Source organism: Okeania sp. SIO2B3 (genome assembly GCF_010672525.1).
GTDB lineage: Bacteria > Cyanobacteriota > Cyanobacteriia > Cyanobacteriales > Microcoleaceae > Okeania.
On sequence record NZ_JAAHGH010000033.1, the window covers coordinates 45,171 to 67,241 of the forward strand.

15 protein-coding genes and 2 pseudogenes are annotated in these 22,071 nt (G+C 36.6%); 7 read left to right on the forward strand and 10 right to left on the reverse strand.

What is annotated here, in order from left to right; genetic code table 11:
- The first annotated feature begins 525 nt into the window (after nucleotides 1–525).
- Both F6K15_RS20700 and F6K15_RS20705 read left to right on the forward strand, forming a co-directional pair.
- Nucleotides 526–702, forward strand: coding sequence for a hypothetical protein (locus F6K15_RS20700; protein ID WP_192901198.1), 177 nt, complete (start codon nucleotides 526–528; stop codon nucleotides 700–702).
- Between the two features lie 781 nt (nucleotides 703–1,483).
- Nucleotides 1,484–2,935 carry a peptidoglycan-binding protein gene (locus F6K15_RS20705; protein WP_293063772.1) on the forward strand — a complete coding sequence of 484 codons (1,452 nt, stop codon included), beginning with the start codon at nucleotides 1,484–1,486 and terminating at the stop codon, nucleotides 2,933–2,935.
- 235 nt (nucleotides 2,936–3,170) lie between these two features.
- On the opposite strand, the gene F6K15_RS20710 is transcribed toward F6K15_RS20705, so the two are convergent.
- A complete protein-coding gene (locus tag F6K15_RS20710) occupies nucleotides 3,171–3,683 on the reverse strand; it encodes a transcriptional repressor (protein WP_293063774.1) in 513 nt (170 codons plus the stop codon).
- 1,228 nt (nucleotides 3,684–4,911) lie between these two features.
- Between F6K15_RS20710 and F6K15_RS20715 the strand changes: the two genes are divergently transcribed.
- Nucleotides 4,912–5,694, forward strand: a complete 783-nt coding sequence (locus F6K15_RS20715; protein ID WP_293063776.1) for a TrmB family transcriptional regulator sugar-binding domain-containing protein — start codon at nucleotides 4,912–4,914, stop codon at nucleotides 5,692–5,694.
- 214 nt (nucleotides 5,695–5,908) lie between these two features.
- On the opposite strand, the gene F6K15_RS20720 is transcribed toward F6K15_RS20715, so the two are convergent.
- The 6 genes and pseudogenes from F6K15_RS20720 to ffh all read right to left on the reverse strand — a co-directional run bounded on the left by F6K15_RS20720 (nucleotide 5,909) and on the right by ffh (nucleotide 10,999).
- Nucleotides 5,909–6,082, reverse strand: coding sequence for an SNF2-related protein (locus F6K15_RS20720; RefSeq protein WP_293063777.1), 174 nt, complete (start codon nucleotides 6,080–6,082; stop codon nucleotides 5,909–5,911).
- A 588-nt stretch (nucleotides 6,083–6,670) separates the two neighbouring features.
- A complete protein-coding gene (locus F6K15_RS20725) occupies nucleotides 6,671–7,078 on the reverse strand; it encodes a ChuX/HutX family heme-like substrate-binding protein (RefSeq protein ID WP_293063778.1) in 408 nt (135 codons plus the stop codon).
- A 254-nt stretch (nucleotides 7,079–7,332) separates the two neighbouring features.
- On the reverse strand, nucleotides 7,333–8,286 hold the full coding sequence (locus tag F6K15_RS20730; RefSeq protein WP_293063780.1) for a PhoH family protein: 954 nt from the start codon (nucleotides 8,284–8,286) through the stop codon (nucleotides 7,333–7,335).
- Between the two features lie 284 nt (nucleotides 8,287–8,570).
- Nucleotides 8,571–9,056, reverse strand: coding sequence for a KH domain-containing protein (locus F6K15_RS20735; RefSeq protein ID WP_293063781.1), 486 nt, complete (start codon nucleotides 9,054–9,056; stop codon nucleotides 8,571–8,573).
- Nucleotides 9,057–9,141: 85 nt separating this feature from the next.
- A pseudogene (gene rpsP / locus F6K15_RS38505) lies at nucleotides 9,142–9,411 on the reverse strand (30S ribosomal protein S16); the annotation flags it as partial.
- A gap of 136 nt (nucleotides 9,412–9,547) precedes the next feature.
- Nucleotides 9,548–10,999: a signal recognition particle protein gene (gene ffh, locus F6K15_RS20745; RefSeq protein WP_293063785.1), complete on the reverse strand. Its 1,452-nt coding sequence runs from the start codon at nucleotides 10,997–10,999 to the stop codon at nucleotides 9,548–9,550.
- 862 nt (nucleotides 11,000–11,861) lie between these two features.
- Between ffh and F6K15_RS20750 the strand changes: the two genes are divergently transcribed.
- Nucleotides 11,862–14,219, forward strand: coding sequence for a GAF domain-containing protein (locus F6K15_RS20750; protein ID WP_293063787.1), 2,358 nt, complete (start codon nucleotides 11,862–11,864; stop codon nucleotides 14,217–14,219).
- A 420-nt stretch (nucleotides 14,220–14,639) separates the two neighbouring features.
- Entirely contained in the window at nucleotides 14,640–15,620 is a 981-nt protein-coding gene (cmoB, locus tag F6K15_RS20755; RefSeq protein ID WP_293063790.1) for a tRNA 5-methoxyuridine(34)/uridine 5-oxyacetic acid(34) synthase CmoB, read from the forward strand.
- 361 nt (nucleotides 15,621–15,981) lie between these two features.
- On the opposite strand, the gene F6K15_RS20760 is transcribed toward cmoB, so the two are convergent.
- Nucleotides 15,982–17,043, reverse strand: coding sequence for a polysaccharide deacetylase family protein (locus F6K15_RS20760; RefSeq protein ID WP_293063792.1), 1,062 nt, complete (start codon nucleotides 17,041–17,043; stop codon nucleotides 15,982–15,984).
- 401 nt (nucleotides 17,044–17,444) lie between these two features.
- On the opposite strand from F6K15_RS20760, the gene F6K15_RS20765 reads away from it, so the two are divergent.
- A complete protein-coding gene (locus F6K15_RS20765) occupies nucleotides 17,445–17,789 on the forward strand; it encodes a hypothetical protein (protein ID WP_293063794.1) in 345 nt (114 codons plus the stop codon).
- Nucleotides 17,790–18,820: 1,031 nt separating this feature from the next.
- On the opposite strand, the pseudogene F6K15_RS20770 reads toward F6K15_RS20765, so the two are convergent.
- Nucleotides 18,821–19,654: pseudogene (locus tag F6K15_RS20770) on the reverse strand (polyprenol monophosphomannose synthase); the annotation flags it as partial.
- A 442-nt stretch (nucleotides 19,655–20,096) separates the two neighbouring features.
- Nucleotides 20,097–20,309 carry a hypothetical protein gene (locus F6K15_RS20775; protein ID WP_293063796.1) on the reverse strand — a complete coding sequence of 71 codons (213 nt, stop codon included), beginning with the start codon at nucleotides 20,307–20,309 and terminating at the stop codon, nucleotides 20,097–20,099.
- A gap of 181 nt (nucleotides 20,310–20,490) precedes the next feature.
- Between F6K15_RS20775 and gloB the strand changes: the two genes are divergently transcribed.
- Nucleotides 20,491–21,264, forward strand: a complete 774-nt coding sequence (gene gloB / locus F6K15_RS20780; protein WP_293063799.1) for a hydroxyacylglutathione hydrolase — start codon at nucleotides 20,491–20,493, stop codon at nucleotides 21,262–21,264.
- Nucleotides 21,265–22,071: the final 807 nt, after the last annotated feature.

Consider the following 22,071-nt stretch of genomic DNA (forward strand, 5'->3'; position numbering starts at 1 on the left):
ATTCTCTATTCTTTAATATCATTGAAAATTTACCTAATAAATATAAATTTTGAGTATAAAAACATATTTCTAGGTAATTATTTAATTTTTTTATCTTCTCTGTTACCTTTTCCCAACTTCTGCAAAAAATTTATCATTAAATAGGGCTTACTGATTAAATCTAAAAACATTGACGTATAAATACTTGAGCCTTTTTTAGGTCGAAAAAAGTGTTTGGTTTTCAGCTCTTTATGCTCAAAAAGTTAGTATTTTAGGCGCATAGTTGGGCAGAAAAATCATTCTTACAAAACTTAGCTCCTATCTCCTCACTCATTCCCCGTTCCTCCTGTCTCCTGTCTCCTACCCCTACTAAAAGACTTTTGAGCGCAAACCCTAAATAGTCTTGATTTGTTAAGAAATTTAGAGAAATTTTAATCTTAATTGCAAAACCAGGATAATTTCCATCTTAATTATTAATTCAGTGATAGGTTGAGACAACGTTGTTAGTTATGAATTGTTTAAAAAATCTATCTGGGATTAATAATTATGTACAAAAATCGTTCAAACCGCGATCCATTAGTTGCTGCCGTTACTGCTGCTCTAGGAGCTGGTGTAGTGACTTCCTTTGCTGTTAGTCAAGGTCAAAATCCTTTAACTGCTTTAGGAATAACTATTTTTGCTGCTTTAGTAGCTCTGATTTTTGACCGGGCAGGTTTAGTTTAAGCATTTTATAGTACAACAAAATGATAGAACATTAGATAGGAAAGTTTAAATTAAATTAACCTATATATGTTCTTTCAGTACGTTATTCTACTAATAATTTAATACACTAATAGCAGTTTAATAACGAATAAACATAAACTAAAATAGAGAAGTCTTTACCGAATAATTAAGGTAAAAATCCTCTCCTTTAAAGGAGAAACAAGCGGTCGTTTTGCTGGCGCACAACTCCGTTAACGCTACGCGACATGTTGGCGGAGCATTCCGTAGGAAAAAGCGCAGCTTCCCGTAGGGTGGGATGGCGAAGAAACCTGCGCCATATCCAATCGACCAAGAGATAAAAAATTTTCCTTTTATTCAATCCTCTTCCTTTTAGGGAGAGGTAATTATCAATTATCAATTATCCATTATCCATTATTGAAAAGGAGAGAAAAGTGCCTCTCTGTTAATGGGGAAATTTGTGTGAATATTTGAATCTATCACTTCAAATACTTCCCTCTCTTGATGAGCTAGAGATTTTATTACTTTTATATATAAAGTATCAATTTATATTCATAATAATTTTCTGATTATACTCTGTTGAGAATTGCTGTAATACCAAATTAATATGAAGTTGTTATAGAATAATATTTTAATCAGAGTTAACTGTAGATTGAGACAGACAAATAATAAATTTCATAATTTTGTGCAGCCTCACATAAAATTGGTATAACTTCTTTAAGATAACAAGCTCAATCAATTTAGTTTGTTAGTATTAAAATGTTAAATTCCCCCAGGAAAATTTATGGAATCCCTTGCATATATAGAAGTTTTTCTGGCTAATCAAGAAAACAAAGACTTCAAACTTATTGAAGGACTTAACTGGGAAAAACTGTCTAGCTTCGCTTACATAAACTTTTTATCAGCAGTAATTATTAATTTAATTATTATTGATTCTAGTTGGGCTAGAGGGCCAGAAATTCCTAGTCCTGAAACAAATAGTTATTTTAATGTTAGTCAAACAAACCAAGGACAAATAGCAACAAACTCTTTTTTTTCTGGCTCTTCTAACTCTAGACCAGAAAGCGATGCAATTCTTTCTCCTAATAGTGCAGTCTATCTAAGACGTGGAGATAGAGCCGCAACAGTATCTGCAGTTCAAAGAAAACTTAGAGAGTTAGGCTATTTTTCTGCTAATCTAACTGGTTTTTATGGTCCTATTACAGAAAGAGCTGTAAGACAATTCCAGCAAGACAAGGGTATTGCAGCTACAGGTCAAATTGAACCTACTACCTGGTCATTACTATTTGCAGGTAAGAGGTCTAACAAAATTAATTCTTCCCTATTAAATTCTTCAACAAAAGTATTATCTTTTGGACAAGTTAGCCCTCAAATAGCAATTATTCAAAGAAGGTTAGCAGAACTAGGGTTTTACAGAAGTCCAATCAATAGTATTTATGACCAAAATACTAGAACTGCAGTTATCAGATTTCAAAATGCTCACAGAATTACGCCTACGGGTCAGGTAGGTATTACCACGAGAGAATTTTTGTTTGGCACTAGACCAGTTCCTGTGGAGAGAGTATTTCTTCGACCTGGAGAAACAGGTCTAGAGATAGGAAGATTACAACAACGTTTAAAAAATTTAGGTTATTATCAAGGACAAATAACTAACTATTTTGATCGAAGTACTGAGATAGCAGTAATTGAATTTCAAAAGAGAAATAGAATTACTCCTACAGGTATAGTAGGACCAACAACTAAAGCATTTCTATTTAATCCTAGTCAAGTTCTGCCACCAGGACCTGTGTCTTATTCCAGACAAAACTACACCACCAGGCAATACTCCTACTCAAGTGTCCTCAGAAGAGGCGATCGAGGTTTGGCTGTAAAACAACTCCAGATTTTATTGACAAGATTGGGTTATTATCCTGGTGTAATTGATGGTGTTTTTGGATCGGGGACTGAGTTTGCTGTAAAATGTTTTCAGCAAGATGTGGGAACAAGCGCCAGTGGAGTCGCGACAAGAAATACATTACAAGCTCTAAGACATCCTATGGCGATCGCTTCGAGTGATTCTCATCACCGAGCTACTTATATTGGTAGTAAAGCAAATGTTTTAGAACTACAAAAGAGGCTTCGACTACAGGGATTTTATTTTGGTCCATTGAATGGAGTTTACAACTCACAAACAAGAGCAGCAGTGGCAAAAGCTCAAATGCGTTATGGCTTAAGTACTAAAGATATTGGAAACTAATTATTAGATTTATAAATCTTTTTTTTATCAAAATAATTGGGTCGCGCAACCCCGCCTTTTAAGGCAAAATGTTTTTGGAGGGGGGATCAAATCCCCTACTTCCTCTCCCCTCCTGGGAGAGGGAGGGGCGAGGGGTGGGTTGGGAGGGTAACTTCTGACTTCTGATTTTTGACTTCGTTAATCACCCCATTTAATCTATTAAGTGGGGTTGTTTATTTTTTTATTTAGAGTTTTTTTATTCAGAGTTTTCTGCATCTGCAAGTGCTCGTGGACAAGACCATTCACAAGATACGAGAGAAGGCCAGCCCATTCTTAGGGCTTCATAACAAATTGTATGAATAGTTAATTGACAATCTAATAGATGTAACCCTGATTTTTCTGTCTGCTTCAGACCAATTTTTAAAATAGAATCATTCTTAAATTCAACAGTTTTATTACATTGTACGCAGACAAGATGGTGGTGATGATGAGGATAAGGTTGATTTATCTCATAATGTTTATGTCCCTCCGCTAGTTCTAGTTCTCGTAGAATTCCCATCCTTGCCATTAACTTTAAAGTTCTGTAAATGGTAGATAGGCTAATTCTTTCGCCCCGATGTTGTAGCATATTATAAAGATCCTCGGCACTCAGATGATTGCCTTTAGGAAGATTTTGAAAAACGTGCAAAATGGTCTCCCGTTGGGGAGTCATTCGCCAACCTTTGTCATTTAGTTCTGCTTTAAATGAAGATGGTGTGTAAAGGGCCACTGTACTTTATCAAAAATGTACGCCTATTGATAATCATACACAATAACTAAACGATTGTCAAAAAAAGGTGTTATTGAAAATTGGCTTCTCTACTAGAATTTTGCTGTGCTGGAGATAATTAAGTAGGGCTTGCACTCATTAAAGCTAAAACTCAGGATAGTTAAGGTAATTGAGCTTTTTATATTCAATTGATCTCCTAAGTTATTGGCTCTTATTTGGCTCAAAATACTGAAATTTTCTGCTGAAATTCAAGAAAATTTATTCACATAAAATGGCGAAACCATTGCCTGTTCCCCACAAATCGACCCGTCCCCGCGTCTCCGCATACGTAATAGAAGAAAAATTTGACTATTCATCTCCTCTGAATGGGTGCTTCAGTAAATGAATTAATTATTGCTCTATACGCAATAGAAGAAAAATTTGACTATTCATCTCCTCTGACTGGGTGCTTCAGTAAATGAATTGACTATTGCTCTATACGCAATAGAAGAAAAATTTGACTATTCATCTCCTCTGACCGGGGTGCTTCAGCAAATGAATTGACTATTGCTCTATACGCAATAGAAGAAAAATTTGACTATTCATCTCCTCTGGCCTGGTGCTTCAGCAAATGAATTGACTATTGCTCTATACGCAATAGAAGAGAAATTTGACTATTCATCTCCTCTGACTGGGTGCTTCAGCAAATGAATTGACTATTGCTCTATACGCAATAGAAGAAAAATTTGACTATTCATCTCCTCTGACCGGGGTGCTTCAGCAAATGAATTGACTATTGCTCTATACGCAATAGAAGAGAAATTTGACTATTCATCTCCTCTGACTGGGTGCTTCAGCAAATGAATTGACTATTGCTCTATACGCAATAGAAGAGAAATTTGACTATTCATCTCCTCTGACTGGGTGCTTCAGCAAATGAATTGACTATTGCTCTATACGCAATAGAAGAAAAATTTCAATAGTCAATGGTCTAATTTTAATGTTTAAAATATCTATATATTAAGTTGAGAAGTTGCTCCAGAGTATAGAAGCCGATCGCTATTTTTCTCTGTATTAAATAGCGATGCTTTTTTTAATAACTTACACAGAGATTCCAGTTTTAGAATACGTTAGAGTGCACCCTAAACTACAGCTAGCATATAATAAGGTCTATTGAAAATAAAATCAAACTATGATAAGGTCAAGCAAATATACAAAATATTTTATATATTAATAATTTTTGGTAAAAATGAAAATCATAAAAGACATTTTAGATGACATAAAAAAAGGCGAAAATATAGATGGGTATTTGGCTTTAATTCTAGGATTGATTTGTTCATTTATAGGAATCTTTGATGTTTCACAAGATTATGTTCTTACAGCTATTTCCACAGTGCTAACTTTCTTAGCATTAGGAATTTTAATTGATAGAAAAAATACTCAAAAAGTATCAAAACTATTGGAAGGTTTAACTATCAAACAAAATGATATTTTGGCTCAAAGGAATAAAGCTTTTTTTTATAATAATATTTTAGAATCTATCAGTAATGCAAAAGAAGAGATTTGTATACTTGTTCGCTCTGGAAGTACATTAAAATCTTTTGATGAGGAGATTAAAAAAGCTATCATGAGAAATTGTCAAGTACGCATTATTTTGTGTGCTAGAAATCCAGAAACAATTAATTCAATGGCTTTTAGAGGTCATAAGACAAACAACCCCAATAAAATATTTAGCGATATAGAAAATTCTATTAATAATCTAACAAGCTTAAAAGAAAAAATAAATGAGTCTCAAATATATCTTTTAAAAATACGAGAAATACAATACTTGCCTTCTATTGGTTTTTCCATTTCCGATCCAGAATCAAGCGATGGTAAACTATTTGCTTTATTAGCTTCTTTTCGTTCTGAGTCTAGTGTAGCTCCTAGTATCTTATTGAATAAAAAAAATGATATTGACCTATTTAATTATTTCAAACAGGAATTTGATAACTACTGGGAAGCAGCAAATGAAATTACAGAATTAACATAATTTATTTTCAGTACTTACGCAAATTATATTAGTAAGCATTCAGCTATTAGCTTTCAGATATCAGCAATAATACTCTACTTTTGTAGTAAGATTTAACTTTGGTTCAATAAGACCCTAGCTAATTGAGTGAGGTTTCAATAAAGCCTTTATAGGCAACTAACAGCAATAGCTAATAACTGATAAAAAAAAGAAGTAATAAAAAAGTAATTATTCATTATAGTTTATGCTCAACTTTATCCGGCAAATCCTTAATAATATCCTTGTCAGTTTTTACTCGCCTGAGAATAAAAGGTTGAATCAACTTCTTTAAAACAATTGACTGAACCTGACTATTCTCTTTCTGAATTGGCATCTCAAAATTCCGACGAAATTTAGCCTCCTTTCCCATAGCAATTACAGCACTTTTGAGGATAGTGAGGTACAGTTTAATACTAAACTTTCTTCCCTATTTCCTATTCCCTAAACTCGTAAAACTCTGTACCCTATCAACTGCAAAACTGCTGTAAGAATTAGGGTTTACTGAAAAAGTCTTTTAGTAGGAGATAGCAGACAGGAGACAACCCACCCCTAACCCCTCCCAGGAGGGGAGAAATGGGAATGAGCGAAGAGGTAGGGGTAAGAATTGTAAGAGTGATTTTTCTGCCATAATAGTCCCAAAATACTAGCTTTTTGAGCGTTTTAGACTGAAACAAGCGGACTGCAATTCGACAAAAAAAAAGACTAAAGTCTTTATATATAAATGCTTTTAGATTTAATCAGCAAACCCTAATTAATAACTATTAACACAGCAGTATAAATAATTTATAATAAACTATTCAGCTCTTTAACTATTAAATCATGTCCGGATAATTAGTGATAAAAAAACTTTCTTCTTCTTTCTTCCCTCCTGAATTCTGTTTGCGTAGCATTCCGTAGGAAATTGCAGAATTGCTGAATTCTGAGTACTTTATTTATAACTGTTCAACCGGACATGATATTACAAACTTTCTACAGGAATAGGTTCCCAAACTTCACCATATTTTTCTTTCAAAGCTTGCCAAGTTTCTACCTGTCCAGGTTCATATTCTCCTGGTTTTCCCCACTGTAAAAATGCACTCAAAGCAATTTTATCTTCACTATCCAAGAAACGAATTGCATAAGTAGTAAAATTTCCTCTTTTTGCCTCTCCACTCTCAAACTTTACCTGTTTAATCAGATCCATGTTTAGATGAAACTCAACAATATCAGTGTGCATATTAGCATACTTACCTTTAGGAAGTTCAGCATAAAATAACTTTTGAATTTTGCCCCTAACTTCCAATACCGCAGCACTACTTGTCACAATTAAGCGTAAAGTTCCCAGTTGTTCGCAAGCTTCTAAAAAATCTTTTAGGTTAGTACTCATAAGATAGAAATATTATTTAATTATTTATTTTTGGCGTTGGTGATTTGAGGTATGATTTCATGTCCCAATAATTAGGGTTTGCTGAAAAAGTCTTTTATATCATGTCCGGATAATTAGTGATAAAAAAAACTTTCTCCTTCTTCTTCTTTCTTCCCTCCTGACTCGGTCCTTCCCCTCCTGGGAGGGGGAGGGGCGAGGGGTGGGTTGACTCCTAAGTAATTAAGACTAATATCATACACTAATTCAACAACGGCTCAATTTTCATACTGCTCATAAGCAGCAACTATTCTCTGTACTAGAGGATGTCGTACCACATCTGCTTGAGATAATTCACAAATAGCAATACCCTCTACATTTCGCAGAATTTTCATAGCAACTGTTAAACCAGATTTTTGACTTAGAGGTAAATCTGTTTGAGTAATATCTCCCGTTACCACCATTCTTGAGCGGAAACCCAAACGAGTTAATACCATTTTCATCTGAGCAGGAGTAGTATTTTGAGCTTCATCCAGAATCACAAAAGAGTTATTCAGAGTTCGACCCCTCATATATGCTAAAGGCGCAACTTCAATAGTACCTTTCTCCATCAAAGTTGTCACCTTTTCTGGTTCAATTAATTCATAAAGAGCATCATATAGAGGTCGTAAATAAGGATTAATTTTCTGTTGCAAATCACCTGGTAAAAATCCCAATTTTTCGCCAGCTTCTACAGCAGGTCTAGTTAAAATCAAACGTTCATATTGATTATCTAAAAGTGCTTTAACAGCTAAAAGTGCTGCCAAAAATGTTTTACCTGTACCAGCAGGACCCACACAAAAAGTCATATCGCGGGTGCGGATAGCTTGTACATATTTTCGTTGACGGAAAGTTTTCGCACGAATTTCTAACCCACGACGGGTTTTAACCAGAACGTCTTGTTGAAGTTCTTGTAGGTCATCTTGACGGTTAGTATCAATAGCATGGCGAGCAGTGAGAATTTCTACTCCAGTAATGGTTTTACCATGTTTCCAGAGGCTTTCGAGCGATCGCACAATTTGTTGACATCGTTCTACTTGAGTTGCTGTACCACTGATCAATAATTCTTGTCCACGCAGTACAACATTTGCCCCTGTGTGTCGTGCCAATAGTTTAATATTTTCTTCCTGATAACCAGAAAGAGCGATCGCGCTATCAATACTAGGCAACTCTACTCTTAGTGTCTCTGTCATGCGAACATGGTTCTCCATTCCATATTTGCTAAGACTCGCTAACAAATACTTTCTACTTTTTTCTCAAAGTGCTAGCACTAGATAACTCAAAGGCTTTCACAGTTGTTGGCAGTAGTAAAGCAAGTTGTTTATTTACTGCCCAACAAAAATATATCCTATAAGTTTTTCAATTAGAATATCATCTATCTACTTTGACCGATAAATAATCCTCCTAATTTTAGAATAATTAAAGTAATGCCCCACTATTCCTAATGAAAGCTTTAGTGGTGGCATTCTGATAATTTTTACCTCATTCCATGCTCGTCTCGTTTATATCTAATTGGACTTGGAGTTGTACTACGACTACGAGATACTCTTTGTCTGTTGTAGGATGGGCGAGTAATTGGCATAGTCCTTCTATCATAAGTCCCTTCTTCTCGATTGTTATAAGAGTAAGAAGGAGAAGGGCGTGGTGTCTCTGAATGGTCTTCGTATATCTCCAAATGCACAGATTGACCTGCTGTTTGAGCTAATGCTGCTAACACAGTACGAACCGCTTGGATATTACGTCCTCCACGACCATATACTCGTCCTTTTTCAAGTTCATCAAAAGCTAGACGAATCCAGGCTTTTGCTTGCCGAGGATTTACTTCACAGTCCACTCGTAAAGACTCTGGTGATTCTAGAAATGGCTCAATTAAACATCTCACTATTTCCGCGTAATCAGGGTTAGCTGACTGAGAATTATTCCTCAGGCTCGGTAACTGCTGTTTCAGTTGACTCACTGTCACTGGTTTGGCTGGCTTCGGTATTGGCAGTTTCTTCGCTTGGTTGGGTATTGGCAACGGCTTCTGTCGATTCTGCATGGGAAACTGATACATTCTCTTGGGTGTTAATTCCGGTTCTTGGTGATTCAAGGACATTAGCTTTTCTCAATATGTCACGCACTGTTTGTGTTGGTTGAGCGCCTTGTTCAAGACGTCTGGTAATTCCTGGTACATCTAGCCTAGTTTCATCTGTTCTAGGATTGTAAAAGCCGAGTTCTTCTAATGGACGGCCATCACGTCGGGAACTGCTATTCATTGCTACTATCCGGTAGCTAGTCTCCCGTTTTTTTCCATATTTCTTTAATCGCAGTTTGATCATTTCGAGTGATTATACTCCTGTTTGGAATTGTAAGCTATTGTGTTTCATGGTAACGAAGAAAGTATTAGGCATCTTTTGTCAAATTTACAGTTTGCCACTAGATATTTTAGGACTCTTACTACCTGCTACCGCATTCTTAAAGTTGCCCAAAGCCCTTTTTCTTTTTCTGCTTCTTTTTCTTTTTGCCACCACCCATACCGGGGTAGTTTGGCATTCCTGGAGGTGTTCTACCTCCTAGCATTCCTGGCATTCCCATACCTGGCATTCCTGGCATTCCCATGCCTGGCATTCCTCCTTGGCCCATTTGTTGCATGAGCGATCGCATTTTTTGGAAGTCACTTACCAGTTTACTAACATCTTTCTCAGCATAACCTGAACCACTGGCAATACGTTTTCGTCGGGAAGGAGATTTTGCTAAAAGTTCTGGGTTTTGGCGCTCTTGCTTTGTCATTGAATTAATCATAGACTCACAGCGCTTTAGTTGAGTTTCTCCCTGCTGCAACTGATCGTCACTCAATTTGTTCATTCCTGGAATTAATTTCATAATTCCTCCCAGAGAACCCATGTTCTTCATCAGTCGCGTTTGCTTCAGGAAGTCAGTAAAGTCAAACTTAGCTGAGAGAATTTTCTCTTGCATTTTTTCTGCATCAGCTATGTCAAACTCTTCCTGAGCTTTTTCTACCAGGGTCAGTACATCTCCCATGCCCAGAATTCGAGAAGCCATCCTCTCTGGGTAGAAAGGTTGTAGAGCTTCTACTTTTTCTCCCACCCCCACAAATTTTATTGGCTGACCAGAAATTCGACGTACTGATAAAGCTGCCCCACCTCTTGTATCCCCGTCCATTTTCGTGAGGATTGCCCCTGTTATCCCAATTTGATCGTTGAAGGTACGGGTTAATGTTGCCGCCTCTTGACCTGTCATTGCATCCACTACTAGCAATGTTTCTTGGGGCTTAACTGCTGCTTTAATCTTGGCGAGTTCCGCCATCATCTCTTGGTCAATCTGTAGCCGACCTGCTGTATCTATAATTACAGTATCTATGCCCTCTTTCTTGGCTTTTTCAACACCTTTTTGAGCAATTTCTACAGGATTTATATCTATGCCTAATTCGAATACAGATACATCTATCTGCTTACCTAGAGTAACTAGCTGGTCTATAGCAGCAGGTCTATAGATATCAGTCGCAACTAGCAAGGTACTTCTATTTTGCTTCCGTAGATGTAAGGCCAATTTAGCTGAGGCAGTGGTTTTACCTGTCCCTTGTAAACCTGCCATCAGAACAATAGTTGGTGCTTGTTCAGCTTTTGCTAGGGGAGCATTGGTTTCTCCCATTACACGCACTAGCTCATCGTGGACTATTTTGATGAACTGTTGATCTGGCCTTACTCCTGTTAATACATCTGCCCCTTTAGCTTTAGTGCTAACCTCGGCTATAAAGTCTTTCACAACCTGTAAGTTAACATCTGCCTCTAATAGAGCACGACGGACTTCTCGTAGGGCTTCTTGAATATTGGAGTCTGTTATTTTATCTTGACCCCTTAGTTTTTTCCAGGCGACTTCTAAGCGGTCGGCAAGGGCTTCAAACATAAAGCAATTTCAGCTAGCTAGTAGTAGTTTTTTATTATATATCATCTGAAAGGTTTTTTCTTTTTTTTGCCTAATTTTTTTTCCAATTGTACAACCCAAAGTGTTCTTATATAGACAGTTAGGTTCTGTTGAAATTTTATTTATTGCTTCTTCAAAGTTTTAAAAATATTTCCGTTAAATTCTTGCTTTTTCTCTTTTATAACAATATAATCCTTTATTCCTGACCTAATTTCCTATTCCCATAATCAATAAATATTTTGGTTCTTTGTTCAACTGATAGTTCTATAGCAAATTCAGCGCATATTCTTTTTTTCACATCTGTCAGTTATGTCATCACTGATAATTTACTTCTTCAAAGCCACATAAACCATATTTTTTTAACTTGAAAAAGCGTTTCCTGACGGAATGCTGTGCAAACAGCATTTCAGCAATCAGCTTTTTATAAAGGGGCTTAAATCCCTCCTAAAATTAAAAGACAAGCTAGAAGTCGGGGATGTTTTACCCCAGCTTTTCAGTCCGGAATACTCCACAAACAGATACCATTATCCATATCAAATTTTGAGGCTGATAGCTGATAGCTAGTTAAGTCTACTCAATATTAAACCAAACCGTAAATATTAATCTATTTTTTTATTTAATTAAATCATTCATATCATAATATATATCTTCTGTCAATAGTTTCAATTTTGTGGGGTTTGACCCATAATATTATTAACCTATCAGTAAATCTTTGTCCAGTATCAAGCTTGCTTGTCCAGATATATAGCTTCCATCTTGGATTTTATGGCCTGTTATTAAAAACTTGGCCTGGTTAATATAATGGATACATAAAATAAAGATTCAAAACATCAGGTGCAAAAATATGCATATTTCCAAACAAAAAATTACAGACAAAAATCATAAATATAATACAAAAGCTTTACCAGGAAAAACTTCTGCCATCCCAAACCATCAAAACAGTGAGGATATAAATATAGAGCAACTATTGCAAGCTCTAACATCTCAACTATCCAATCATCAAAATCAAGTCGAGCAACTAAAAATTTGGAGACAAATAATAGAGCGACTTGAAAATTTTCCACATCACAGCAGAATATTAACAGCAATTGTAGAGCCAAGTAGCCTCAGCATAAAATATGCCAATCATGCTTTTTGCCAGCTAATGGGAATAGATCGGATCGATGAAATAGAATCAAAGCAAAACATTAAGCTCAATGAGTCGGTAAGTGATTGGGAGAAAACAGAACTAGGAAAAATTTACCGCCTACAAGTTTTGCGCTGGGTACTCAAAGAACTTTATCAAATAGACACAGCAAATCTACAATTTCAACATTATTCAATTATATCAACTATTAATTGCCCACAAAACTCAGAACCACGGCATATAGAATTCTGGTTTTGTTGCTCACAACAAAAAGTACAAAGAGTTGGCAAAATTGTAGATGATTTTACAGATGTCAATCTCCAATCAATGTCAAAATCTGAACAAATAGCTTGGCTCATACAACCGGGAAATCTAGAAATTTTAGCCCAACAGTTAAAATTGGAAAATTTCCAACTAGAGGGTTTATTTTTACTCGAAGGCTTAGATGTAACTATTCAAGAACAAAAACGAAGACTAACTCAACTGTTAGTAGAACCAGAATCATTGATGCAGCAAGAGAAATTTCAGCAAATAGACAAACTAATGCGTTCGCTATTCCGGGCAGATGATATGATTCTACTGCGTAATGAAGGAGAAAAACAACTAAAATTATTTATCAGCAGTGAATATTTAACAACCAGCAACTATCCTGGACTATATTCCACAAAGAGTCTACAGGATTCTCCGATCTTGAAAACTGCTAAAAATAATCAAATTCAGAATATTCTCGATCTTAAGATACATTGTCAAACTGAGTGCGAACAAAATCTATATCAAAGAGGAGTCCGCTCCTTGCTACTAATTCCTTTAGTAATTAAAACTGCCTCTCCAGAAGATAGTTCTGGACTTCAAGCAGTTTTGGGAATAGTAGGATTAACTAGCAAGCACCCCAGCAATTTTTATACCTCTGATTATAAACACGCTCAGGAACTTATTCCAGCTTTGACAACTGCAGTTCGTCAAACAATTCAACAACGGTTCACAAATATTCGTAATATTCACCCTGCAGTTGAATGGCGATTTTTGCAAGAAGCAGAACGGCGTAGTTGGGGATTACCACCAGAAATAATCGTTTTTGAAGATGTCTATCCTCTTTATGGTATCTGTGATATTCGCGGCTCTTCTACCGAACGTAATCGTGCAATTCAAACCGATCTGCTAACACAATTTTGCTTAGGTTTAACAATTGTCGAAACTGTTTGTCAAATAAAAGATAGCGCTTTTTGTCAGCAACTACGACAAGATATGTTGGAATATATTAAGTCTCTAGAAGAAAAAGTATCGGTGGATAGTGAAATTACAGCAAGAGAATATCTAAATTTACATCTAGAAAATTACTTTGATTATTTTTTGGAATGTGGAGATGCGGTCAAAACTGCTGTAGAAGCTTATCGAGCTGCTTGTAGCAACGAACATAATAGCGTGTATCAAGCTCGCGATCGCTACGACCAGATGTTGCACAAAATTAACTACCATCTTCAAAACACTTGGGAAAAGTGGCAACAACAGATGCAGCAAATTATACCCCATCATTGTGATTTTGAGGCTACTGATGGTATAGACCACATGATGTATCTGGGGAAATCTATTAATCCTAAATTTAGTCAATTTCATCTCTGTAGTTTACGTTACGAGCAACTACGGGCAATCTGTGATTGTGCTAGAACAATTTTGCGCCTGAAAGCTGAATCTGAGGAAGTTACTTTGGGAGTTGTGCATCTGGTCTTAGTGCAGAATTCTACAATTGATATTTATCATAATGAAAGTACAGAAAGATTGTTTGATGTCAAAGGTAGTCGCGATATTCGTTATGAAATTGTTAAAAAGAGAATTGATAAAGGTGTGGATCGGGAAACAAAGGAGCGGATCACTCAACCAGGGATGTTGACTGTGGTTTATTCTACTGATGAAGAGTGGCAAGAATATCAACAGTATTTCCGTTATTTAGTTCGTGAAGGTTGGGTGGAGGATAAATTTGATAGTGGTTTGGTTGAGCCTCTACAGGGAGTAAGTGGTTTACGGTTTATTCGAGCGAAGGTTCTGTTGCCTGAGGAAGCGAAATCTACTAATGAGTAAGTTTGCGAGGGTGGGGAGATGGGGAGATGGGAAGATGGGGAGATGGGGAGATGGGGAGAAATTAAAAAATATATACAGCGTATTTCATATTAGTAAGATCATGTCCGGATAATAGCGTGATCAAAAAACCTTTTCCCTTCTAACCTTTTCTTTTCCTTCTGCCTCCTGCCTCCTGCCTTCTGCCTTACCTCAAACCTTTTCCCTTCTAACCTTTTCTTTCCTTCTGCCTCCTGCCTCCTGCCTCCTGCCTCCTGCCTTACCTCCTCCAAAGTGTAAGTATTCAACCGGACATGATATAAGGTACACAAGTCGCGGGCAAGATGCCCGCACTGGAAACACTTTACTATTCTTGTGTGTACCTTGTTTACCTGAAATATACTGTATCTTCACCATTACGCAAGAATAACTCAAGTTAGCAAAATGTTTAATCATAAAATCGGTTATATTCCCTCAGATTATTTATATAAATATGATATCCCGATCGATACAGAAGCAATATTAATAACCCGTCAGGAAAAACACAAAAAATTATTTGAAACCTCTACTCAAAAGTATTGCGAAGCAGTACAAACAGTCGCAGATATCAAAAGTGACTTTTTCGACTTTTCTGATGCAGCGATAAAAGTCGGTCGTGCTGAGGAACTATCCTCAGAGCAACAACAATTGTTCCGGAACAGTTTGCAAACATTTTGTCCTTGGAAAAAAGGTCCGTTTGAACTATTTGGTATAAACATTGATGCTGAATGGCGTTCTGATTGGAAATGGGAACGCATTTTGCCACATATTAGTTCTCTGAAAAATCGTAGAGTCGCCGATATTGGCTGTCACAATGGTTATTTTATGTTTCGCATGGCAGCTCAACAACCGGAGTTAGTTATTGGTTTTGAACCTTATGCCAAACATTTTTGGAATTTTCAACTTATTCAAAATATTGCGCAACAAAAAATGCTGATGTTTGAACTGTTGGGAGTTGAACATATTCACTATTACCCCCAATTTTTTGACACTATTTTCTGCTTGGGTATTCTCTATCATCACACTGACCCCATTGGTTTATTACGCAAAATGCGACAAGCTTTAACACCCAAAGGGGAAATTATTATTGACTGCCAAGGTATTCCTGGAGATTTACCTGTAGCTCTAACACCTCGGAAACGTTATGCTCAAGCACGAGGTATTTGGTTTCTCCCCACTCAGTCTTGTTTAGAAAATTGGATAGGGAGAGCAGGGTTTAGTGATATTAATTGTTTTTTTGCCGAACCTTTATCAGTGGCAGAACAACGGCGCACTTCTTGGGCAAATATTGATAGTTTGTCAGAATTTCTTAATTCTGAAGACCCTTCGTTGACAGTTGAAGGTTATCCTGCTCCTTGGCGCTATTATGCGATCGCTCGTAAATAATGAGGCGGGGGAGTGGGGGAGTAGAGGAGTAGGAGAGTGGGAACGTTGCATGCAACTTCCGTACAGAGTAGAGGGAAAGAATTGATGATTTATCTACGATAATTGATTTTATTTTTTATTATTGGAGATGTCTAGAGAACACATTTTTATTACCGCTGATTAATTAGACTTGATATTCAGCCTTCTTCCCTCTTCCCTCTTCCTTCTTCCTTCTGCTATAACAGAGAACACATTTTTATTACCGCTGATTAATTAGACTTGATATTCAGCCTTCTTGCCTCTTGCCTCTTCCCTCTTCCTTCTTCCTTCTGCTATAACAGAGAACACATTTTTATTACCGCTGATTAATTAGACTTGATATTCAGCCTTCCTGCCTCTTCCTTCCTGCCTCTTCCTTCTTCCTTCTTCCTTCTTCATTAGAAATTTTTTTGAGTGTTGAAGCTCGAGTTGCTAACCGGATTAATTTATAAGGAGATGTGCGACTGCCAACTGTAATTCGAGAAATGCGGAACTTATTTTTGAGATAATTTACTTTCAAAAATTTATCATCGTAAATAAATCCAGTTAGATGATATTTAGGTAACTTTTTTTCCACCTTTGTATTGATGGCACCATAGGGATAAGCAATATGAGCAGCGACAATTTTATTCCTATCTAAATCATTAGTACATTTTCTCAAAGCTAACTTGGCAAAATATAGTTCTACTTCTAATTCCTTGGAGCTAATTTTAGTTAAATTTTTATGAGTAAATCCATGAGATTGAATATCATAAAAATCTTTTTGATATCCTTCTCTTAAGTCTTGGCAAGTAAGATGTGGTAAATCTTTTTCATTATTAACTCCCAGAGTTTTCGGATTAATAAATAGAACAAATTTTACTTTTTTACCATATTTTTCTTCCATCCTTTCTAAGATTGGCATTCCATTTTGATGTACTCCTTCATAGCCATCATCAAAAGTTAGCATTACAGGTTTTTGACCTATATGTTTACTTGGTATAGGTTGAGATTTATTAATAAAATATACGAATAAATCTTGAGAGGATAAAAACCAGTAATTTTTCTGTATTAAATACTCTACAAACTTTTCTAAATCTTGCTTAGTATAATCCATATCATAGAGACGGCGATATGGTGGTAAATCAGCTTTATTCTGTAAATCAATAATGTCATGGAAACCAAAAATTGGAATTTTGACAGTCGGAGATTTAATAGCTGCAGCAGTCAAACCTAAACTGACCATAAATATCAGTGAAAGGTATACCAGTTTACTTATCCACTTTGGTAAAAACTTAATTAAAAAGCAATTTTTGTAAAAATGTATAATAGTTAAATTTAATTTCTCTACAGTGGAAAATATAGATTGAGTTACATTCCTACTTAGTAGCTTAATTGCATCTTGAATCCATTTTTGATGAATCATCTCTTTCCCTAATATTCAATCATAAATATGTGAATTATAGCTAGTTATTGATGATAATATCACTATTTTTTCCTGACTAATATAAAAAATTTGTTTTGTTTTGCAGGAGTGGGCGATCGCCACTTAATTTCATAACAAGAAGCCACCCTCATAAATTAGGGCATTATTTTCCTGAATTAGTATTAAGGTGAATGAAGTTTACATCTATAAAGAGTTAAATTTGTGTAATACCATTCAATCAAAAATGCTAAGGCTGAGAAAATGGGAAATTATTTCTACTTGTATTGTTGTATAGATAAATTTTCCTCAGTATCAAAAATCTGAAATTCTGAGTGATATAATAGCCTTAGTCTGATAAGTTAAGAAAGATTAAGCATATTCTAAAGTAGGAGGTGAGTCCCATGTTTAAGCAAGATCGTCAACATCTTAAAGTAGTTAAACTAGAGGAAGGAATATTCGTTCATACTCAACTCAAAAGTGCTTATATTCCTGCATTACGTTCTGGGTTTGCAGGATACCCAGTTAACCCTCGTTGGAGTGGAGTCAAATATTATGCTTGGAAGACAGGAAAGCAATGGCGACAGGCGCTTTTGAATGGAGAGATGGTAGTGCGTTTGAGTGATTCAATGTTGGTATCTATTGATGAAATTAAAGACGAAGAAAAATCTTATGTGGTAGGGTGGGACTACCAAAGTTCATTGCCCAAGAGTAATTGGAAATTTGAATGCCCTGTTCTTCAGGGATGAAAAAGCGTCGGGAGGAAGTACGCAGCGCCCGTTTTAACGGCTGGTTGAATAACGACACGCGGGTAATAAAGCGGAGTAAAAGTCTGGTATACTAGCGGAATAAGGAACAAGGTTTGTCGCCATGACATGACCGCGCTTTGCGGTGAAACTCCGGTGGACAGGAGACGGGGAATTAACTTCCTACGACGGCTGTTAGCTCGGCATTCCGTAGGAAAAGCAAGTAGGCAGCTAGAGTAGCGAGAAGATTGCTCCAACCAGCGCGAGTAAAACCACTCGTGAAAGCTAACAAAAAAAAGTAAACTCACAGCTAGATTTCCGTCTATGCCGAGGAGTTTAGGAGTCTGCCCTTCAGGCTTTAAGCAAATGTGGATTTATGAGGGGCTGGGTGCGGAATTTACTTCCGCACTTTAAACGCCCCGTCCCATTTGCGGTGGACTAACCACAAAATCCAGGGTGTTTCAACCCCTGGAGATGTCAATACTGATACTACATCTGGTTTAAAGTCTGTTAGTTATCAAGAGAGGCAATAAGGAGTATGAAAAATTTATAACTTTTTTTTCCTTATAGAACTTACGCAAAAACATTACATAAATCTAGTTGAAACTATAGTGCTATACTAAAAAATGTAATGCGTAAGTTATAACTTATAAATTGTACATAGTCTTGGACTCAGATAATTCACAGCGTAAATATCAGGACTTACGCATAACCTCTACCATAAGTAGTGGTTAACGGCCGTTAACCCCCTAAAAATGGAGTATAATTTAATATTTTGCGTAAGTCCTGATATATTAAAAACATTTAAGAAGTAAGAAATCACAAGTGTGTTTGCGCAGCATTCGGACTGAAAGTCAGAAGTTAAAATTAGTGGGAGGTTGTTACTCACCACTAATTTTCAATGGCTAAAATGAAATTTATAGCGGGGGTCGCCTCACCCTATTTCTAGACGGAGAAATAGATATTTTATTACCGAAAATTATCATAGAAAAAACTTCTGACTTCCTATTTCTGACTTCGAGCGCAGCGATCAAACCAACTGTACCGAAACAGATAAATCTACTAGGCCATCTAGCCAACCTTAAATTTAGTAGGTGGTGTAAATATTCTATATATTGTTTCCAGGTAACTTTACTTTCCCCTTCTATACGTTCATTAAAAATATAGCCCACTTCTCCCACCCAATGAATGCTGCCTCGGCCTAAAACTTCAATCAAAATTTTGTACCCTACTGGCCGAAGAATTTTTTCTGCGATCGCCTTTCGACGGACCATAAAATAGCCACTCATGGGGTCTGAGACTCGCCCTACTACCCCAGGTAAAATAATTAACCCCAAAACTTGAGCACCACGAGACAATAATCTTCTCATAATATTCCACTCACTGACCCCTCCTTCCTCAAAGTGACGACTAGCTACTGCTAAGTCAGCACCTTGCTCCATTTTTGTCAATAGTTTTAAGAGAGTTTCTGGAGGATGTTGTAAGTCTGCATCTATTACTCCTAATATTTCTCCTTTTGCCACTTGCCAACCACGAATGACTGCAGTGGAAAGTCCTCTTTCTTTTTCTCTACGCATTACCTGAAGTTGAGGATATTCTGGTGTCATATTCTGAGCCGTCTCCCAAGTTAAGTCGGGACTATTGTCGTCTACCACAATTAATTCATAAGCATCGGGAATTTGAGCATCTAGTAACTGAGTTAGTCTTTGGACAATCTTTGGGATATTTTTACTTTCTTTAAATGTGGGAATAACCAGAGAAAGTTTTATTTCTGGACTATCTGGTTTTATAGTATTTTTTACTACAGCAGGAACTTGTAATAAACCTGTTGGTACTGTTAGTAGTGAATTTGGTTTAGTTGCACTCATTATCAATTTTCTCTATCTGAGGTATTAGTTAATTGTGGATTTAACAGAAATCAGAATATAGTCAGGTTTATATTTATATCAAGTTGCAAATTATTACTTACTGTACTTTATTAATTTAATTTCCCAGCGTATCTCTTTCTTTAGTTATGAAGGCAATATTGAGACTATTTTTACTTTTAAAAAAATATGTTTAATATTTTAAGGCAGGTGAAATATCCAATTCAAAATTACTGCTAATAGTTATGGAATAGCTGTTGGCGTAGCATGAACCAGGAGAAAGCAAAGAATAGGAAAATTTTATCACCTAATATAGCTACCTTTATTGAGACATTATACTATCTCTTTCCTATGATATACTCCATAGAATATTTAATTTTGTACTTGATAAAATAAATACAAATTATCAAGTGATTGCTGATTTTTTTTAACTCTGAAATATAGACTAACTCTCATCAATCAACTTAATTTTACCAATTTGAATAAAGTCAAATATTTGATTAATTTGATGTTGTTCTTCATCTGTTATGTTTTTACCACATAATATTGCTGAAGTAAGTTGTAGGTGCTCCCGACGACTAAGTTTGCCTGATGTAATAACTCTGTTCACCATTTGATTGATTGTCACATTTGGTTGATTTTGCTCACTCCATAACATAATCTTTTATCTCCTATATATAATTGTTGATATTGATTATATGTTCAGTAATATACCCGGTCGAAGTAGTCTCAGAAATAAATATTACCCTTGTTTTTGTTCCTAAGTTATTTTAATAGTTTAAGAGGGAAATAATATCCCCAAGTGAAAATTTTGTATGTAAGGCATTAACTTAGTTTCTATGAAGATTTATCGACTGCCAGCACTTTCAGACAACTATATCTTCTTACTACATGACCCAAATCAAAAGATTGCGGCTGTAGTAGATCCAGCAGAAATTAGGCCAGTGATTGAAAAACTAGAATCATTGGGTGCTCAGTTGGTGGCTATTTTCAACACTCACCACCATTCAGACCATGTAGGAGCTAATCAAAAGTTAATTCAGAAGTTTCCTCAACTTACAGTTTATGGAGGAGTGGAAGACCGAGGAAGAATTCCTGGACAAAAGGTATTTTTACAGGAAGGCGATCGAGTCCAATTTTCTGACCGACAGGGAGAGGTTCTATTTGTACCTGGCCATACAAGTGGCCATATTGCTTATTACTTTCCTCCTGTAGTTGCTGGAGAAGCGGGGGAATTATTTTGTGGTGATACTTTATTTGCTGGTGGTTGTGGTCGCTTATTTGAAGGAACACCAGCTCAGATGGTACAGTCTTTGAGCAAACTGCGTAATTTACCTGAAAATACACGAATCTGGTGTGCCCATGAATACACTTTGAAGAATTTGCAGTTTGCGATAACAGTCGATGAGCAAAATTTAGACCTACAAGCTCGTTTAGCTGAGGTTAAGGCAGCACGCAGTCGGAATGAGGCTACTGTGCCATCAATGATTGGTGTAGAAAAACGCACAAATCCTTTTCTGGGTTGGGACAGACCTGATTTACAGTTAGCGGTTAAAAGTCAAGATCCAGTACAAACTTTTGCCCGTTTACGAGGAAAGAAAGACCAATTTTAAAATGCTACAAATACTCCGGTTTCGCCAAGAGTTAGGAGGAATAGTCTTTAAGTATTTCTTTGGGTAAATATCTCTTTATTAGTCAAATAGTCGTAATCAACGAAAATCTTTCAATGACTCAAATTATTTGTAATATTCTTTTTTCGTACTTAATTATTACCAGGACTTACGCAAGAGATAAAATTATACACCATTTGTCGGGGTTCATGGCCGTTAACCTCTACCATAAGTCGTGGTTATGCGTAACTCCTGATTCCTGATTAGTTAAAGGTTGATGTCAGACTGTTCAAGATAGGCCAAACCAAATAATTAATTTTTATCCAGACAGATAAATTTACTACTTCGTGTTTCTGCTTCGCAGCTTAAATGCCTAAAGTCTGACTGTCTCATTACACCTCATTTACAGCGGTTTTCATTTGGGTAGACCACAGTAGGGGCGTTTTGCTGTCGCATAACTCGGTTAACACTCCGCGACATATAAAGCGGAGAGCTTCTATGTTAGCAAATGGCCATTCATCCCTAAAGGGTTTTGGTGATGATGATGTGGTTTATCAATCAGCAAAAGCGCTGTAGCCCACATTCCGCACCACAAAATGTAGTATAGAATTAGGAGGACCGAGTCAACCCACCCGCGGGCCTCTCCCAACCCACCCGCGGCCCCCCTCCCAGGACTATCCCTTATAAGGAACTCCTGAAACCCTTGTAGGAGGGTGGGGAAGAGGGGGAAGAGGGGGAAGAGGGGGAAGAGGGGGAAGAGTGGGAAGAGGGGGCAGAGGGGGAAGAGGGGGAAGAGGGGGAAGAGGGGGA

What these genes read in the sequence shown, in the direction of transcription:
- F6K15_RS20700 (WP_192901198.1), top strand. Translation starts at nt 526, where the DNA reads ATGTACAAAAATCGTTCAAACCGCGATCCATTAGTTGCTGCCGTTACT.
- F6K15_RS20705 (WP_293063772.1), top strand. Translation starts at nt 1,484, where the DNA reads ATGGAATCCCTTGCATATATAGAAGTTTTTCTGGCTAATCAAGAAAAC.
- F6K15_RS20715 (WP_293063776.1), top strand. Translation starts at nt 4,912, where the DNA reads ATGAAAATCATAAAAGACATTTTAGATGACATAAAAAAAGGCGAAAAT.
- F6K15_RS20720 (WP_293063777.1), bottom strand. Translation starts at nt 6,082, where the DNA reads ATGGGAAAGGAGGCTAAATTTCGTCGGAATTTTGAGATGCCAATTCAG.
- F6K15_RS20725 (WP_293063778.1), bottom strand. Translation starts at nt 7,078, where the DNA reads ATGAGTACTAACCTAAAAGATTTTTTAGAAGCTTGCGAACAACTGGGA.
- F6K15_RS20730 (WP_293063780.1), bottom strand. Translation starts at nt 8,286, where the DNA reads ATGACAGAGACACTAAGAGTAGAGTTGCCTAGTATTGATAGCGCGATC.
- ffh (WP_293063785.1), bottom strand. Translation starts at nt 10,999, where the DNA reads ATGTTTGAAGCCCTTGCCGACCGCTTAGAAGTCGCCTGGAAAAAACTA.
- F6K15_RS20750 (WP_293063787.1), top strand. Translation starts at nt 11,862, where the DNA reads ATGCATATTTCCAAACAAAAAATTACAGACAAAAATCATAAATATAAT.
- cmoB (WP_293063790.1), top strand. Translation starts at nt 14,640, where the DNA reads ATGTTTAATCATAAAATCGGTTATATTCCCTCAGATTATTTATATAAA.
- F6K15_RS20760 (WP_293063792.1), bottom strand. Translation starts at nt 17,043, where the DNA reads ATGATTCATCAAAAATGGATTCAAGATGCAATTAAGCTACTAAGTAGG.
- F6K15_RS20765 (WP_293063794.1), top strand. Translation starts at nt 17,445, where the DNA reads ATGTTTAAGCAAGATCGTCAACATCTTAAAGTAGTTAAACTAGAGGAA.
- F6K15_RS20775 (WP_293063796.1), bottom strand. Translation starts at nt 20,309, where the DNA reads ATGTTATGGAGTGAGCAAAATCAACCAAATGTGACAATCAATCAAATG.
- gloB (WP_293063799.1), top strand. Translation starts at nt 20,491, where the DNA reads ATGAAGATTTATCGACTGCCAGCACTTTCAGACAACTATATCTTCTTA.